The sequence below is a fragment of the Streptomyces erythrochromogenes genome, assembly GCF_040684695.1.
In the GTDB taxonomy this organism is placed as follows: domain Bacteria; phylum Actinomycetota; class Actinomycetes; order Streptomycetales; family Streptomycetaceae; genus Streptomyces; species Streptomyces erythrochromogenes_C.
Genome location: NZ_JBFBGM010000041.1, coordinates 32,369 through 46,946, shown reverse-complemented (window position 1 = coordinate 46,946; position 14,578 = coordinate 32,369). Strand labels below are relative to the sequence as shown.

General features: G+C 73.8%; 11 protein-coding genes. 7 read left to right on the top strand and 4 right to left on the bottom strand.

What is annotated here, in order from left to right:
• Positions 1-134: 134 nt before the first annotated feature.
• On the bottom strand, positions 135-2,366 hold the full coding sequence (katG, locus tag AB0O53_RS36465; protein ID WP_365201394.1) for a catalase/peroxidase HPI: 2,232 nt from the start codon (positions 2,364-2,366) through the stop codon (positions 135-137).
• A 294-nt stretch (positions 2,367-2,660) separates the two neighbouring features.
• Between katG and AB0O53_RS36460 the strand changes: the two genes are divergently transcribed.
• The 3 genes from AB0O53_RS36460 (at position 2,661) to AB0O53_RS36450 (ending at position 4,038) form a co-directional block, all read left to right on the top strand.
• Positions 2,661-3,098 (top strand): Fur family transcriptional regulator, encoded by a 438-nt coding sequence (locus AB0O53_RS36460; protein ID WP_350997502.1) that lies wholly within the window; start codon positions 2,661-2,663, stop codon positions 3,096-3,098.
• 110 nt (positions 3,099-3,208) lie between these two features.
• Positions 3,209-3,577 carry an STAS domain-containing protein gene (locus AB0O53_RS36455; protein WP_350997499.1) on the top strand — a complete coding sequence of 123 codons (369 nt, stop codon included), beginning with the start codon at positions 3,209-3,211 and terminating at the stop codon, positions 3,575-3,577.
• Positions 3,578-3,591: 14 nt separating this feature from the next.
• On the top strand, positions 3,592-4,038 hold the full coding sequence (locus AB0O53_RS36450; RefSeq protein ID WP_350997496.1) for an ATP-binding protein: 447 nt from the start codon (positions 3,592-3,594) through the stop codon (positions 4,036-4,038).
• A gap of 10 nt (positions 4,039-4,048) precedes the next feature.
• Here AB0O53_RS36450 and AB0O53_RS36445 read toward each other — a convergent pair whose 3' ends face one another.
• Positions 4,049-4,978: a SigB/SigF/SigG family RNA polymerase sigma factor gene (locus AB0O53_RS36445; protein ID WP_350997493.1), complete on the bottom strand. Its 930-nt coding sequence runs from the start codon at positions 4,976-4,978 to the stop codon at positions 4,049-4,051.
• 205 nt (positions 4,979-5,183) lie between these two features.
• Between AB0O53_RS36445 and AB0O53_RS36440 the strand changes: the two genes are divergently transcribed.
• From AB0O53_RS36440 to AB0O53_RS36425, 4 genes are all read left to right on the top strand, one after another.
• Entirely contained in the window at positions 5,184-5,705 is a 522-nt protein-coding gene (locus AB0O53_RS36440; RefSeq protein WP_365201389.1) for a DUF6328 family protein, read from the top strand.
• 181 nt (positions 5,706-5,886) lie between these two features.
• Entirely contained in the window at positions 5,887-9,855 is a 3,969-nt protein-coding gene (locus tag AB0O53_RS36435) for a Pls/PosA family non-ribosomal peptide synthetase (RefSeq protein WP_365201386.1), read from the top strand.
• Positions 9,856-9,949: 94 nt separating this feature from the next.
• Positions 9,950-11,272 (top strand): M1 family metallopeptidase, encoded by a 1,323-nt coding sequence (locus tag AB0O53_RS36430; RefSeq protein ID WP_365201383.1) that lies wholly within the window; start codon positions 9,950-9,952, stop codon positions 11,270-11,272.
• Positions 11,273-11,506: 234 nt separating this feature from the next.
• A complete protein-coding gene (locus tag AB0O53_RS36425) occupies positions 11,507-11,986 on the top strand; it encodes a hypothetical protein (protein ID WP_350997481.1) in 480 nt (159 codons plus the stop codon).
• Positions 11,987-12,051: 65 nt separating this feature from the next.
• Here the strand turns inward: AB0O53_RS36425 and AB0O53_RS36420 are convergent, their stop codons facing one another.
• Both AB0O53_RS36420 and AB0O53_RS36415 read right to left on the bottom strand, forming a co-directional pair.
• Positions 12,052-12,588, bottom strand: coding sequence for a hypothetical protein (locus AB0O53_RS36420; protein ID WP_365201380.1), 537 nt, complete (start codon positions 12,586-12,588; stop codon positions 12,052-12,054).
• 82 nt (positions 12,589-12,670) lie between these two features.
• Positions 12,671-14,524: a serine/threonine-protein kinase gene (locus AB0O53_RS36415; protein WP_365201377.1), complete on the bottom strand. Its 1,854-nt coding sequence runs from the start codon at positions 14,522-14,524 to the stop codon at positions 12,671-12,673.
• Between the last annotated feature and the right edge of the window lie 54 nt (positions 14,525-14,578).

The window sequence follows — 14,578 nt, the reverse complement described above, 5'->3', positions numbered from 1 at the left end:
GCCCCCGCCGGGGGGCCGGGGGCGGTGGCCCGGGTTCGGCGGGTGGCTGGGGCGGTGCCTTCCTAACGCGGGCGGGCGCGGCCCGCCCCCCCGGGGGCCCCCCCGGCCCGGACTCACTGATCAGTGATCGGTGATCAGGAGAGGTCGAACCGGTCGAGGTTCATGACCTTGTCCCACGCGGCGACGAAGTCCTTCGCGAACTTCTCCTTCGCGTCGTCGCTCGCGTAGACCTCCGCGAGCGCCCGCAGCTCCGAGTTGGAGCCGAAGACCAGGTCGGCACGGGTGCCCGTCCACTTGACCTCGCCGGTGGCGGTGTCACGGCCCTCGAAGGTGTTCGCGTCCTGCGACGTCGCCGTCCACGCCGTCCCCAGGTCGAGGAGGTTGACGAAGAAGTCGTTGGTCAGCGAACCGGGGGTCGTGGTCAGCACGCCGTGCCGCGACTGCTGGTGGTTGGCACCCAGCACGCGCAGTCCGCCGACGAGGACCGTCAGCTCGGGCGCGCTCAGGTTCAGCAGGTTGGCCCGGTCCAGCAGCAGGTACTCGGCCGGGAGCCGGTTGCCCTTGCCGAGGTAGTTGCGGAAACCGTCGGCGGCGGGCTCCAGCGCGGCGAACGACTCCACGTCGGTCTGCTCCTGCGAGGCGTCCACACGGCCCGGCGTGAAGGGCACCGCGAGGTCGAACCCGGCGTCCTTGGCGCCCTGTTCGACCGCGGCGGCGCCCGCCAGCACGATCAGGTCGGCCAGCGAGATCCGCTTGCCGCCGTCCTGGGCGGTGTTGAAGGCCTCCTGGATGCCCGTCAGGACGCGCAGCACACCCGCCAGCCGGTCCGGCTCGTTGACCTCCCAGCCGCTCTGCGGCTGCAGGCGGACGCGGGCACCGTTGGCACCGCCGCGCTTGTCGCTGCCGCGGAAGGAGGAGGCCGACGCCCACGCGGCGGACACCAGCTGCGACACCGACAGTTCGGAGGCGAGGACCTGCTCCTTGAGGGCGGCGACATCGGCGGCGTCGACGAGCTCGTGGTCCAGCGCGGGCAGCGGGTCCTGCCACAGCAGCTCCTCGGACGGCACCTCGGGGCCGAGGTAGCGCACGACGGGGCCCATGTCGCGGTGGGTCAGCTTGTACCAGGCGCGCGCGAAGGCGTCCGCGAACGCGGCCGGGTCCTGGAGGAACCGGCGCGAGATCTGCTCGTAGGCCGGGTCGAAGCGCAGCGACAGGTCGGTCGTCAGCATCGTCGGGGCGTGCGTCTTCGACGGGTCGTGGGCGTCGGGCACGGTGCCCGCGCCGCCGCCGTCCTTGGGCCGCCACTGGTGGGCGCCGGCCGGGCTCTTGAACTGCTCCCACTCGTAGCCGAAGAGGATCTCGAAGAAGCTGTTGTCCCAGGTGATCGGGGTGTTGGTCCAGATCCCCTCCAGACCGCTGGTGATCGCGTCCCCGCCCTTGCCGGTGCCGAAGGAGCTGGCCCAGCCCAGGCCCTGCGCCTCGATCGGGGCGGCCTCGGGGTCGGCTCCGACGCTCTCGGCCGGGCCCGCGCCGTGGGTCTTGCCGAAGGTGTGGCCGCCGGCGATCAGGGCCACCGTCTCCTCGTCGTTCATCGCCATCCGGCGGAACGTCTCGCGGATGTCGCGGGCCGCGGCGATCGGGTCCGGGTTGCCGTTCGGGCCCTCAGGGTTGACGTAGATCAGACCCATCTGCACGGCGCCGAGCGGGTTCTCCAGCTCGCGGTCGCCCGTGTAGCGCCGGTCGTCGAGCCAGGTGGTCTCGGGACCCCAGTACACGTCCTCGTCCGGCTCCCAGACGTCGGCGCGGCCGCCGCCGAAGCCGAAGGTCTCGAAGCCCATCTGCTCCAGCGCCACGTTGCCGGTGAGGATCATGAGGTCGGCCCACGAAAGGCTCTGGCCGTACTTCTTCTTGACCGGCCACAGCAGGCGCCGGGCCTTGTCGAGGTTGCCGTTGTCCGGCCAGCTGTTGAGGGGCGCGAAACGCTGCTGGCCGGCTCCGGCGCCGCCGCGGCCGTCACTGATGCGGTAGGTGCCCGCGCTGTGCCAGGCCATCCGGATCATGAACGGGCCGTAGTGGCCGAAGTCGGCGGGCCACCAGTCCTGCGAGGTCGTCAGGACCTCCGCGATGTCCTGCTTCACCGCGGGCAGGTCCAGGCTCAGGAACGCCGCGGCGTAGTCGAACTCCTCGCCCAGCGGGTTCGCCACCGCCGGGTTCTTGGCCAGGATCTTCAGGTTCAGGCGTTCGGGCCACCACTGGCGGTTTCCACCGCCCTGGGTGGGGTGCGCGGCGCGCCCGTGCGCGACGGGACAGCCGCCCCCGCCCTGCGCCTTGTCGTCCGTGACGATTGCATCGTGGTTCTCGGACATGGGAATCCTTCCGTACCAGGGGGATCGCGGTGCTCAGGACCGAATGCGGTCGAACAGGCGGGACACGGGGACCCTGCGCACGGGACCGGGCCTCGTCGGTCGACTCGACGCCGAGCGGTCACCGTCCCGTACTCCCGCCGCTCGGGAGTCTTCCTGCCTCTTGGTTATCAACGGAACCGATCCTACGATGGACACAGTCCAAGTCAAGATGAGTACCAAGCCCATATCCGATCGGATGACACGAGCCGGTCGGGGAACCGTCGGCGCGCGCCGACCCTGATGGGGGGAGCCGAGATGAGTGACCTGCTGGAACGGCTGCGGGGGCGCGGCTGGCGGCTCACGTCCCAGCGGCGGGTCGTCGCCGAGGTCCTCGACGGCGACCACGTGCACCTGACGGCCGACGAGGTGCACGCCCGCGCCGCCCGGCGGCTGCCGGAGATCTCCCGGGCCACCGTCTACAACGCCCTGGGCGAGCTCGTCGCCCTCGGCGAGGTCGCCGAGGTCAGCACCGACGGCCGGGCCAAGCGCTACGACCCCAACGCGCACCACCCGCACCAGCACCTGGTGTGCTCCGGCTGCGGGCTCATCCGCGACGTCCACCCGGACGGCGACCCGCTGGCGGTGCTGCCGGCGGCGGAGCGCTTCGGATTCCGGGTCTCCGACGTCGAGATCACCTACCGGGGCCTGTGTCCGGCCTGCGCCCGGGCCGGAGCGCCCGCCCCCCTCGATTGATGTCCGCGCACCCGGGTAGGTGCCGTGCAGAACCGGCCGGTCGCGTCGAGCGGGGGCCGGCAGGACGATGGCACTGCACGAACCTGCGTACGTGGGAAGAGGTGGCTCCTATGGCCCCGCCGGCGGACGGTGACAGATTCGCCGTGGACGTGCGGTCCGAGGGCGACGTGCTGGTCTTCACGCTCACCGGAGAGCTCGACCACGACACGGCGGAACCCCTGCGCGCCGCCCTCACCGCGGCCGTCGACGACGGCGCGCGCAGGCTGCTCGTGGACTTCTCCGGGGTCCGGTTCTGCGACTCCACGGGGCTGAACGTGCTGCTGCACAGCCGGCTCTCGCTCCGGGAGGAGGGCGGCAGCATCGAGCTGGCGGGGCTGCGCCCGCCCGTCGCCCGCATGTTCCGCATCACCGGTGCGGACGGGATCTTCGCCGTACACCCCGACGTGGCGCACGCGCTGGCCGAGCCGCGCCGCGCGTGAGGGAGGAGCGCGCCATGCAGCCACGGTCCCCCGGCCGGCGGCGGAGCCTCCTGCTGACGGGCATGACGGACGTCGTCACCCGCTGCCGTGACTTCACCCGCGACGCCCTCGTCGACTGGAAGTGGATGCCGGGCGCCCGCGACGACTCCGAGGACGTCCTGCTGCTGGTGTCCGAGGTCGTCGCCAACGCCTGCCTGCACGCGGGCGGGCCCCGCACCCTGCTGCTGGAGTGCACCGACGAGCTGCTGCGCGTCGAGGTCACCGACGGCAACCCCGTCGCGCCCGCCCCCCGGACCCGCCCGGATCCGGCCCGGCCCGGTGGGTACGGGCTGCTCATTGTGGAGCGGATCGCCCGTCGCTGGGGCACCGTGCCCCTCGTGGACGGCAAGTGCGTGTGGGCGGAAATCGACTCGCCGCTGCGGTCCCCGGACGCCCGGGGACCGCAGCCCGTCGCGTGGTGACCGGCTGCCCTCAGGCCGCGCCGTCGCCCTCCTGCGCCGCCGTTGCCCCGACGGCGCCCTCGCCATGACCCCCGCCCGGCTCCTCCGGGGGGTCTTCCAGCATCCCGGCGCGCAGCCTGGCCATGATCCGGCTCAGCAGCCGGGACACGTGCATCTGCGAGATGCCGAGGCGCTCGCCGATCTGCGACTGGGTGAGTTCCTCGCCGAACCGCAGCTGCAGGACCAGCCGGTCGCGCTCGCCGAGGGCGCCCAGGAGGGGCTTGAGCGTCTCCAGGTCCTCGATGCGCTCGTACGCCTCCTCCTCCGAGCCCAGTGAACGCGGCAGGGCGCCGCCGTCGGACTCCTGGCCGACGGAGGTGCTGAGGGACTCGGCGACGTAGCAGTTGGCGGCCTGGCGGCCCTCCGCCAGGGTGTCGTCACTGACGCCGAGGTGCTCCGCGAGTTCGTGGTCGGTCGGCCGGCGGCCCAGGTCCTGCTCCATCGCGTCGCAGCACTTCGCCATGTCCAGGCGCAGCTCCTGCAGGCGCCGCGGGACCTTCACGGACCAGCTGGTGTCCCGGAAGAAGCGCTTCATCTCGCCCGTGATGGTCGGGACCGCGAAGGTGGCGAACTCGACCCCGCGCCCGACGTCGTACCGGTTGATGGCCTTGATCAGGCCGATCGTGCCGACCTGGACGATGTCCTCGAAGGGTTCGCTGCGGTTGCGGAAGCGCCGGGCCGCGTACTTCACCAGGCTCAGGTTCAGCTCCACCAGCGTGTTGCGGACGTAGGAGTACTCCGGGGTGCCCTCGGGCAGGGAGCGCAGACGGTGGAAGAGCGCGACGGAGAGGCTCCGGGCGTCGTCCGTGCTGACGGCGAGGGGGTGCTCGGGAATCTCGATGGGGTCCGGCGCGGACGCCGTAGGAGCGGGGGCCGCGGTGGCGCGGGGCAGGGGGGTCATGAGTGTCCTCCGACGGGTCGGGGTGCTGCGCCGGGCGCAGCGGGGCCGTCGTGGGTTTCCCGTCGGTTCTTATACCCGATCGCGGCGCCCTGACCCTTCCGGCCCCTCCGGCCCCTCCGGCGGCGGGGACGAGTGGGCGGGGGCGCTGCGGGTAGGCGCCGCACGGGGAGGGGCGCGGCGCCGCGCACGAACCCAGGGAGACGGCATGTCCGACGACACCGGCGAGCGTGACGGAGAACGGCGTGAGCGCGCACGTGAGGGAGGACGGGCCGAGAGCGAGAAGGAGCGCGCGGACCGGCAGTGGCAGGAGCTCATCCAGGAGATACGCGTCGCCCAGACGGGCGTGCAGATCCTCTTCGGTTTCCTCCTGATCGTCGTCTTCACCCCGCTCTTCCACGAGCTGCCCCGGACCGACAGGACGATCTACATCGTCACCATCGTCCTCGGCGCCCTGGCCACGGGGGCGCTCATCGGCCCCGTGGCCTTCCACCGCGTCGTCTCGGGCCGCCGGATCAAGCCCGAGGCCGTCGCCTGGGCCTCCCGCCTGACCTTCGTCGGTCTCGTCCTGCTGCTGGCCACGTGCACGTCGGCGCTCTTCCTCGTCCTGCGGGTGGCCACCCACGACGCCGTCGTGCCGTGGCTGGTGGCCGGAGTGATGGCCTGGTACCTCCTGTGCTGGTTCGGCCTGCCCCTGTGGGCACGGGTCCGCTACACGGTCGAGAAGTGACGGGCGCGGTCCCGAGCGGCCCGCCGACCATCGCTAACCGGCCACACCCGAAGCTTCAACGAGAAAAACCTTGACCGCGCACTAGGCTGGTGGGTTGTTCGGCGACAGACCGGAACAAACAGGGTGAATCAGGTCTCCGCCGATGAACCGGACCAATTGCCGGAACGACACGCGAGGGCCGATGCCAGCCACACCCGAACGCACTGAACTCGCTCTCCTCGACGACCGCGGCCCGTTCGGGGCCACGGACGGAGGTACGGGACCGCACGAGGAACCCGGCAAGTCCGCACGCTTCCGCGCCGGCCCCGCCGCCCCGCCCCGCACCCTCGTCGACATCTTCGAATCATCCGTACGGGCGTACCCCGACGAACCCGCCCTCGACGACGGCGCCACCCGGCTCAGCTACCGGGCCCTGGCCGCCCGGGTCGACCGCGCCCGCCGCGCGCTGGCCGCCGCCGGAGTCGGGGCCGGGGACCGGGTCGGCGTACGCGTCCCGTCCGGCACCAACGAGCTGTACGTGGCGATCCTCGCGGTCCTCGCCGCCGGCGCCGCCTACGTGCCCGTCGACGCCGAGGACCCCGACGAACGGGCCGACCTGGTCTTCGGCGAGGCCGGCGTACGGGCGGTCGTGGGCGCCGGGCGCCGCATCGACATCATCGGGACCGCCCACACCAGCGGCCTCGCCGGCCCCACCGGTCCCGTCACGACCGGCGACCGCTCCGCGCGCCCCGGCCCCGAGCACGACGCCTGGATCATCTTCACCTCCGGCTCCACCGGCAGACCCAAGGGCGTGGCCGTCACCCACCGCAGCGCCGCCGCCTTCGTCGACGCCGAAGCCGCGCTCTTCCTCGCCGAGGAACCGATCGGCCCCGGCGACCGGGTCATGGCCGGACTCTCCGTCGCCTTCGACGCCTCCTGCGAGGAGATGTGGCTGGCCTGGCGCTACGGCGCCTGCCTCGTACCCGTCCCGCGCAGCCAGGTCCGCAGCGGCGCCGACCTCGGCCCCTGGCTGGTGGAACAGGAGATCACCGTGGTCTCCACCGTGCCGACCCTGGCCGCCCTCTGGGAGCCCGAGGCCCTCGGCGAGGTCCGGCTCCTCATCTTCGGCGGCGAGGCCTGCCCGCCCGAACTGGCCCAGCGCCTGGTCACCGAGGGCCGCGAGGTCTGGAACACCTACGGCCCCACCGAGGCCACCGTCGTCGCCTGCGCCGCGCTCCTGACCGGCGCGGAACCCATCCGCATCGGCCTCCCGCTCAACGGCTGGGAACTCGCCGTCGTCGACGGGTCCGGAGACCCGGTGCCCCTGGGCGGCAGCGGCGAACTCGTCATCGGCGGCGTCGGCCTGGCCCGCTACCTCGACCCCGACAAGGACGCCGAGAAGTACGCCCCCCTCCCGTCCCTGGGCTGGCAGCGCGCCTACCGCAGCGGCGACCTCGTCCGCGCGGAACCGGAAGGACTCGTCTTCCTCGGCCGCGCCGACGAGCAGATCAAACTCGGCGGCCGCCGCATCGAACTCGGCGAGGTCGACGCCGCCCTCCAGGCCCTGCCGCACGTGGCCGGCGCCGCGGCCGCCGTCCGCACCGCCCGCAGCGGCAACCAGCTGCTCGTCGGCTACCTCGTCACCCAGGACGGCTGGGACCGGGCGGCGGCCGTCGAACGGCTGCGCGCCGAGCTGCCCGCGGCCCTCGTACCCCTCCTCGCGCCCGTCACCGAACTGCCCACCCGAACCTCCGGAAAGGTGGACCGCGACGCGCTGCCGTGGCCGCTGCCCGACCTGGAGAGCGCCGGCCCCGCCGAAGAGCTCCACGGCACCGAGGCCTGGCTCGCCGAGCAGTGGCGCGAGACGCTCGGAGCGGCCGTCACCGGCGCCGGCGACGACTTCTTCGCGATCGGTGGCAACAGCCTCGCAGCCGCCCAGCTCACCACCCGGCTGCGCACCCGCTACCCGAGCGCGGCCGTGCTCGACATCTACCAGCAGCCCACCCTGCGCAAGCTGGCCCGCCGCCTGGAGAAGACCGTGGCCGACGAGAGCGCGGTCCGCTCCGTCGCACCGGTGCCGCTGCGCTCCCAGGTCCTCCAGTCGCTCCTGCTGATCCCGCTGCTCACCGTGCTCGGCCTGCGCTGGACGGTCGCACTGCTGGCGCTGGGCAACGCACTGCGGTGGTTCGGGCCCTACCCCTGGGCGCCGACCGCCTCCTGGTGGCTCGTCGCCGCCGGCGCCGTCCTGCTCTTCAGCCCCCCGGGCCGCCTCGCCGTCGCCGCCGGCGGCGCACGCCTGCTGCTGCGCGGCGTGAAGGCCGGACGGCACCCGCGGGGCGGCAGCGTGCACCTCAGGCTCTGGACCGCCGAACGACTGGCCGAATACGCGGGTGCGACCTCCCTGACCGGCTCCTGGCTCGAACGCTACGCCCGCGCCCTCGGAGCCAAGGTCGGCCCCGAGGTCGACCTGCACGCACTGCCCCCCGTCACCGGCATGCTCAAGCTCGGCCGCGGCTGCGCCGTCGAGTCCGAGGTCGACCTCTCCGGGCACTGGCTGGACGGGGACCAGCTCGAGATCGGCCCCGTCCGGGTCGGCGCGGGAGCGGTGGTCGGCACCCGCAGCATGCTCTTCCCCGGCGCCCGCATCGGCAAGCGCGCCGAGGTCGCCCCCGGCTCGGCCGTCGTCGGGACCGTCCCGACCGGCCAGCGCTGGGCCGGCGCGCCCGCCGTCAAGCTCGGCAAGGCCAAACGCAACTGGCCCGCCGAGCGTCCGCCGCGTGCCGTCCACTGGCGGGCCATGTACGGGACCACCGGCTTCTGCCTCACGGCGCTGCCCGTCCTGGCCGCCGTGCCCGCCCTGCTCGTGCTCGGCCGGTTCGTCCCCGCCGGCGCCGGGCTCGCCGAGGCCCTGCGCGGAGCCCTGGTGGCCGTGGTGCCCGCAGCCCTCGCCTTCGGCCTCGCCTACGCGCTCCTCCTGCTGGTCGGCGTACGCCTGCTCAGCCTCGGCCTGCGCGTCGGCAACCACCCCACGCACAGCCGCATCGGCTGGCAGGCCTGGACGGTCACCCAGCTGATGGACCTGGCCAGGGAGACCCTCTTCCCGCTCTACGCCGGGCTGATCACCCCGGTCTGGCTGCGCCTGCTCGGCATGAAGATCGGCCGCGGCGCCGAGGTGTCCACCGTGCTGGCGCTGCCCAGCCTCACCACCGTGGGCGAAGGCGCCTTCCTCGCCGACGACACCCTCACCGCCCCCTTCGAGCTGGGCGGCGGCTGGGTGCGGATCGGGCACTCCGCGATCGGCCGCCGGGCCTTCCTCGGCAACTCCGGCATGGCCGCTCCCGGCCGCACCGTGCCCGACGACGGCCTGGTCGGCGTCCTGTCCGCCGCCCCGAAGAAGGCCAAGAAGGGCAGCTCGTACCTGGGCCTGCCCCCGGTCAAGCTGCCCCGGTCCGCGGCCGCCGCCGACCGGAGCCGGACCTACGACCCGCCCGCGCACCTGCTGTGGGCGCGCGGCCTCGTCGAGCTGTGCCGCCTCGTCCCCGTGTTCTGCTCGGCGGCCCTGGCCGTGCTGACCGCGGCCGCCCTGTGCGCCCTGACCGCGAGCGGCCCGGGCCTCTGGGGCGCCGCGCTGCTGTCCGGGGCCGTCCTGCTGGCCGCCGGAGCGGCCGCCTGCTGCCTGGCGGTCACCGCGAAGTGGCTCCTGGTGGGCCGTCACCGGCCCGGCGAGCACCCGTTGTGGAGCGGCTTCGTCTGGCGCAACGAACTCGCCGACACCTTCGTCGAGGTCCTGGCCGTGCCCTGGCCGGCCGGACCGGTGCCCGGGACCCCGCTGATGTCCTTGTGGCTGCGCGGGCTCGGCGCCCGCATCGGCCGCGGCGTGTGGTGCGAGAGCTACTGGCTGCCCGAGACCGACCTGGTCACACTGGGCGACGGCGTCAGCGTGAACCGCGGCTGTGTGTTGCAGACACACCTCTTCCACGACCGGATCTTGAGGACGGATACTGTGATCCTCCGTGAGGGCGCCACCCTGGGCCCGGGCGGAATCGTCCTGCCCGGCAGCACGGTCGGGGCGCGCAGCACCCTGGGCCCCGCCTCCCTCGTGATGGCCGGGGAGTCCGTCCCCGCCGACACCCGCTGGCTGGGCAACCCGATCGAGGCGTGGCGGTCCTGAGGGGCGGTGGCGCCGGCCGGTAGGGAAGGGGCAGCAGGCACGGCAGGGCACACCAGCACGTCGTACGAGCACGGCGCAGGGAGCGGAAGCGGCAGTGAGCGGCCAGACCTCAGCGGTATCGGATCCGTACTTTCCGGCCAACGGCGACTCCCGTTACCGCGTGCACCGGTACGAGATCACCCTGGACTACCGTCCCGGCCCCAACCGGCTGGCCGGAACCGGCCGCCTCAGCGCCATCGCCGGACGGGCACCGCTGACCGAGTTCCACCTGAACCTGGCCGATTTCAAGATAGGCCGCGTCCTGGTCAACGGGCGGGCCCCGCAATACACCCACCGCGGCGGCAGGCTGCGCATCCGGCCGGCCAAGCCGCTGCCCGCCGGAGCCGCCTTCACCGTCGACGTGCACTGGTCGGGCAACCCCAAGCCGGTGCGCAGCCCCTGGGGCGGCCTCGGCTGGGAGGAACTGACCGACGGCGCGCTCGTGGCCAGCCAGCCGGTCGGCGCCCCCTCCTGGTATCCGTGCAACGACCGCCCCGCCGACAAGGCCTCGTACCAGATCTCCGTCAACACGCCGTCCGCCTACACCGTCGTGGCCGGCGGCCGGCTGCTCACCCGTACCACCAGGGCCAGCACCACCACCTGGGTGTACGAGCAGCCCGCGCCGACCTCCAGCTACCTGGTCGGCCTGTCCATCGGCATGTACCAGACGGTGCTCCTGGGCGACCCCGGGCTCGGCGGCGTCACCCAGAGCGCCCACGTGCCCGCCCACCTGCTGTCGCGCTTCGCCCGGGACTTCGCCCGGCAGCCCGCCATGATGCAGCTGTTCGAGGAGCTCTTCGGCCCCTACCCCTTCGGCGAGTACGCGGTGGTCGTCGCCGACGAGGAACTGGACGTTCCGGTGGAGGCCCAGGGGCTCTCCCTCTTCGGGGCCAACCACGTCGACGGCGTCCGCGGGTCGGAGCGCCTCATCGCCCACGAGCTCTCCCACCAGTGGTTCGGCAACAGCGTGACCATCGCCGACTGGCGCCACATCTGGCTCAACGAGGGCTTCGCGAAGTACGCCGAGTGGCTGTGGTCGGAGCGCTCCGGCGGCCGTACCGCGCACGAGCAGGCGGTGGCCGCGCACCGGGCGCTGACCTCGCGGCCGCAGGACCTGCGCCTGGTCGACCCCGGCCGGAAACTGATGTTCGACGACCGTCTCTACCAGCGCGGCGGCCTCGCCGTGCACGCGGTCCGGCGCGCCCTGGGGGAGGAGGCCTTCTTCCGGATGCTGCGCGACTGGACCACCGTGCACCGCCACGGCGTCGTGAGCACCGCCGCCTTCACCGCCCACGCCGCCCGCTACGCGGCCGATCCGCTGGACGACCTGTACTCGGCCTGGCTGTACGAGGCGTCCCTGCCGCCCCTGCCCGTGTAGTTTCCGGACGGGTTGCGGCCGCACCGGTCCACCGCTGCTCGACGATCACGCAGGTCAGGGCCGTGTCCGAGGCGGCCGGAAGTGGGTGGGGAGAGGCAGGGCGGCCCTTGCCCGGGGCCTATGCGGCTGCCAGCATTCCAGCGCGCGCCCCGCGGGGGCCCGGGGCAGGAGCAGATCCCGGCGCCTCCCGCCGCACGGTTCCGTTCCGTGACCAACGAGCCAGGAGTGCATCCCGTGATCCGATCGAAACTGCGTACGCTGCTGCTCGCCGGCGGTGGTGCGGCCGTCATGCTGGCCACCGCCCTCGTCCCCGCCACCGCGTCCGCCTCACCCGCTCCCGGGGCCCGGGACGCGGCGGGCGCGGCCGCCGGCTTCTGGGCCTGTACCGTCCCGCCGGGCTACACCTTCACCTCCACCCAGCAGACCCTCAACTGCGGGGACAGCGGCTTCCGGACCTACTACTTCGTCCAGCCTCCCGCCGACGGGCTGTGGGCCTGCACCGTGGGCGACGGGTTCACCTACTCCTCCACCCAGCAGACCCTCGACTGCTCGACCGGCGGGGGATTCCGCACCAAGTACCTCCTGCGCACCCCGAAGACCGGCCTGTGGGCGTGCACGGTTCCCTCGGGCTTCACCTACACGAGCACCCAGCAGACCCTCGACTGCTCGACCAGCGGCGGCTTCCGCACCAAGTACCTCCTGCGGGCCTTCTGAGCCGCGGCCCGGGCGCCTGCCACGGAGCGGCGGTCGCGCTCCGTCAGGCGCCCGGGCACGGGGGTTCAGGAGGGCGTCGGGGCGGGAGCGGGCGTCGTGGCCGCGGTGGAGCCTCCTCCGTCCACACAGGTCAGGGACACGATCACCAAGGACTCGATGCCCTGCGCGGGCTCCGGGGACGGGACGGCCGTCAGGGCGGTCCAGTTGCCCTTCGTCAGGGTCAGCGTTCCGTTGCCGAGGTCGGGACCGGCCTGCCAGCCGTGCTCGGAACGGGCCCGCCCGACGGCCGCCCTGAGGGCGGAGTCCACCGTCGCGGGCGCGTGCCGGCCCGTCAGCCGTTCGGTGCACCGGCCCAGGACCTCCGAGGGCTGCCTGGCGACCGTGATGCCCTCGGCCGCCAGTACGGAGGTCAGCTCCGACACCACCGCGTCCGCGGGAAGCGGAGGGCCCGAGAAGCGCGGGGGCAGCGGGCCGAGGTCCTGAAAGGGGGCCCCGCAGGCCGTGGCCGTCGCCGTCATCACGGCCGCCACGGCCAGGGACGCCAGGGCTCCGCGCCCTCGTCGCCGTCGCACGATGGTGTCCGTCTTTTCGGTTCGCCGCATGGCCGGCCAGTCTGCCATCCCGCCGATCTTGAGGAAGCACCGGTCATCACAGGCGCGTCGGCAAGATCCGGGAGGGACACCCCTAGCTCTGTTTGGTCCAGCGCTGGGACGCCTCACCGCCGCACGCCCTGGTCACGAGGCCGCTGCTCATGCCGAGGTCGAGGCAGCCGCCGCCGAGGTCGCTGCGCAGGCTGCCGCCCGGCCCCGTGCGCCACACCCGGCCGATGTCCTGGGCGCAGTCGCCGACGAAGACGGCCTGGCCGAGCCCGTTGGAGTACAGGCAGCTGCCGCTCTGCTGGTTGACCAGCTTGAAGCTCCCGTCCGACCGGCTCCGCACGGTCCAGCGGGCGGTCCCGTCCCCGCAGTCGCCGGAGTCCGAGGCCCCGAAGACCTGGGTGATGCACGTGCCGTTGTTGCCGTTGCGGTAGCGGTGGGTCCCGGTGTCGGGGAGCGGGGCCGGCTGCGCGGGGGCCGTGGTGGGCGCCGCGGAGGTGCCCCCGGCGGACGGACGGGATCCGCCGCCGCTGCCGCCCGCGTTCGCCGGGCCCGCGGAGCCGCCCGAGCCGGGCAGGCCGCCCCCGCCGGCCGCCGCACCCGGGCCGGCTCCGGTGCCGCTTCCCGTGCCGCCGGCCGCCGTGACCGGGGGTCCACCCGTCGCGCCCTGTGCCTGCCCCGGGTCCCCGGCCGACGGCTGCGGGGCCGCAACGGACGGGCTGCCGCCCGCCGCCACCGCGTCCGCCGGGGCCGTCACGGGAGCCGACGGGGTGTTCTGCGCCCCGGCCCGCGGTGCGGACACGTGCGGTACGTACTGGAGGGCCAGCGTCGTACCGCCCGAGACGACGACGACGGGCAGGACGGCGAGGAGGACGCGGGTACGGCGCCGACGCCCGGGCCGCTCGGGTCCGTCCGGGCGGGACCCGGCCGCGGGGGCGGCGCCGGACCCGGGAGCCGCGGGCTCCGCCGCCCGCGCCGGTCGCGGCTTCTCGCCGGCGAGCGGGAGCGTGGGTACGTCGAGGTCCTGCACGTCCGCGGCGAAGGCGGCCCGCTCGGTGAGGCGCCCGTCGATCACCGGCGGCCACAGCGGCTGCGTGAACGGCCCCTGCCGGGACGCGCGTGCGAGGAGCTCCGCCGCCGTGGGGCGGTCGTCCGGATCCTTGGCGAGGCAGGCCCCGACGAGCTCGGCGAGCTCCGGTTCCCGTTCCCGCAGCGGCTCCAGATCGGGCTCTTCGTGGACGATGCGGTACAGCACGCCGTGCCCCGACTCGTCCCCGAAGGGCGGCCGGCCGCACGCCGCGTACGCGAGGACCGAACCCAGTGCGAACACGTCCGTGGCACCGCTCAGCCGCCGTTTCCCGGAGGCCTGCTCGGGTGCCATGTAGGCGGGCGTGCCCACGACCATGCCGGTCAGGGTCAGCCGGCTCTGCTCGGCGGCCCGGGCGACACCGAAGTCGATGAGCGTCAGCCCGTCCAGGGTCAGCATGACGTTCGAGGGCTTGAGGTCGCGGTGCACCATGTCCAGCGCGTGTACCGAAGCCAGGCTCGCCGCCGCCTCCCGCAGCAGCAGCCACAGCGCGTCCGCGGGCAGCGGTCCGCCGTGCAGCGTGAGGGCTTCCCGCAGGGTGATCCCGGGGACGTACGCGGTGGCGAACCACGGCGGCCGCGCCGTGCGGTCCCCGGCGAGCAGCGGCGCGGTGGCGCCGGCGGGCAGCCGGGCGAGGTTGTCCAGCTCGTGCCCGAAGCGGCGCAGGAAGTCCTCGTCCTCGCCGACGACGGAGGCCAGCAGCTGCTTGACGGCGACGTACCGGCCCTCCCGGACGCCCAGGTACACCCGCCCCATGCCGCCGGCCCCGAGCCGGCCCGCGAGCGGGATCGGCCCGATCCGGCGCGGATCGTCCGCCTCCAGCGGCTCGGCCCCGCTCCCCGTCAGCTCCGGCACGTCGCCCGCCCCGCTCGAATCGGAAACTCCTTCCGGGAACCTATCCCGATGATC

Coding starts and splice junctions, on each gene's coding strand:
- katG (WP_365201394.1), bottom strand. CDS start 2,366: ATGTCCGAGAACCACGATGCAATCGTCACGGACGACAAGGCGCAGGGC.
- AB0O53_RS36460 (WP_350997502.1), top strand. CDS start 2,661: ATGAGTGACCTGCTGGAACGGCTGCGGGGGCGCGGCTGGCGGCTCACG.
- AB0O53_RS36455 (WP_350997499.1), top strand. CDS start 3,209: ATGGCCCCGCCGGCGGACGGTGACAGATTCGCCGTGGACGTGCGGTCC.
- AB0O53_RS36450 (WP_350997496.1), top strand. CDS start 3,592: ATGCAGCCACGGTCCCCCGGCCGGCGGCGGAGCCTCCTGCTGACGGGC.
- AB0O53_RS36445 (WP_350997493.1), bottom strand. CDS start 4,978: ATGACCCCCCTGCCCCGCGCCACCGCGGCCCCCGCTCCTACGGCGTCC.
- AB0O53_RS36440 (WP_365201389.1), top strand. CDS start 5,184: ATGTCCGACGACACCGGCGAGCGTGACGGAGAACGGCGTGAGCGCGCA.
- AB0O53_RS36435 (WP_365201386.1), top strand. CDS start 5,887: ATGCCAGCCACACCCGAACGCACTGAACTCGCTCTCCTCGACGACCGC.
- AB0O53_RS36420 (WP_365201380.1), bottom strand. CDS start 12,588: ATGCGGCGAACCGAAAAGACGGACACCATCGTGCGACGGCGACGAGGG.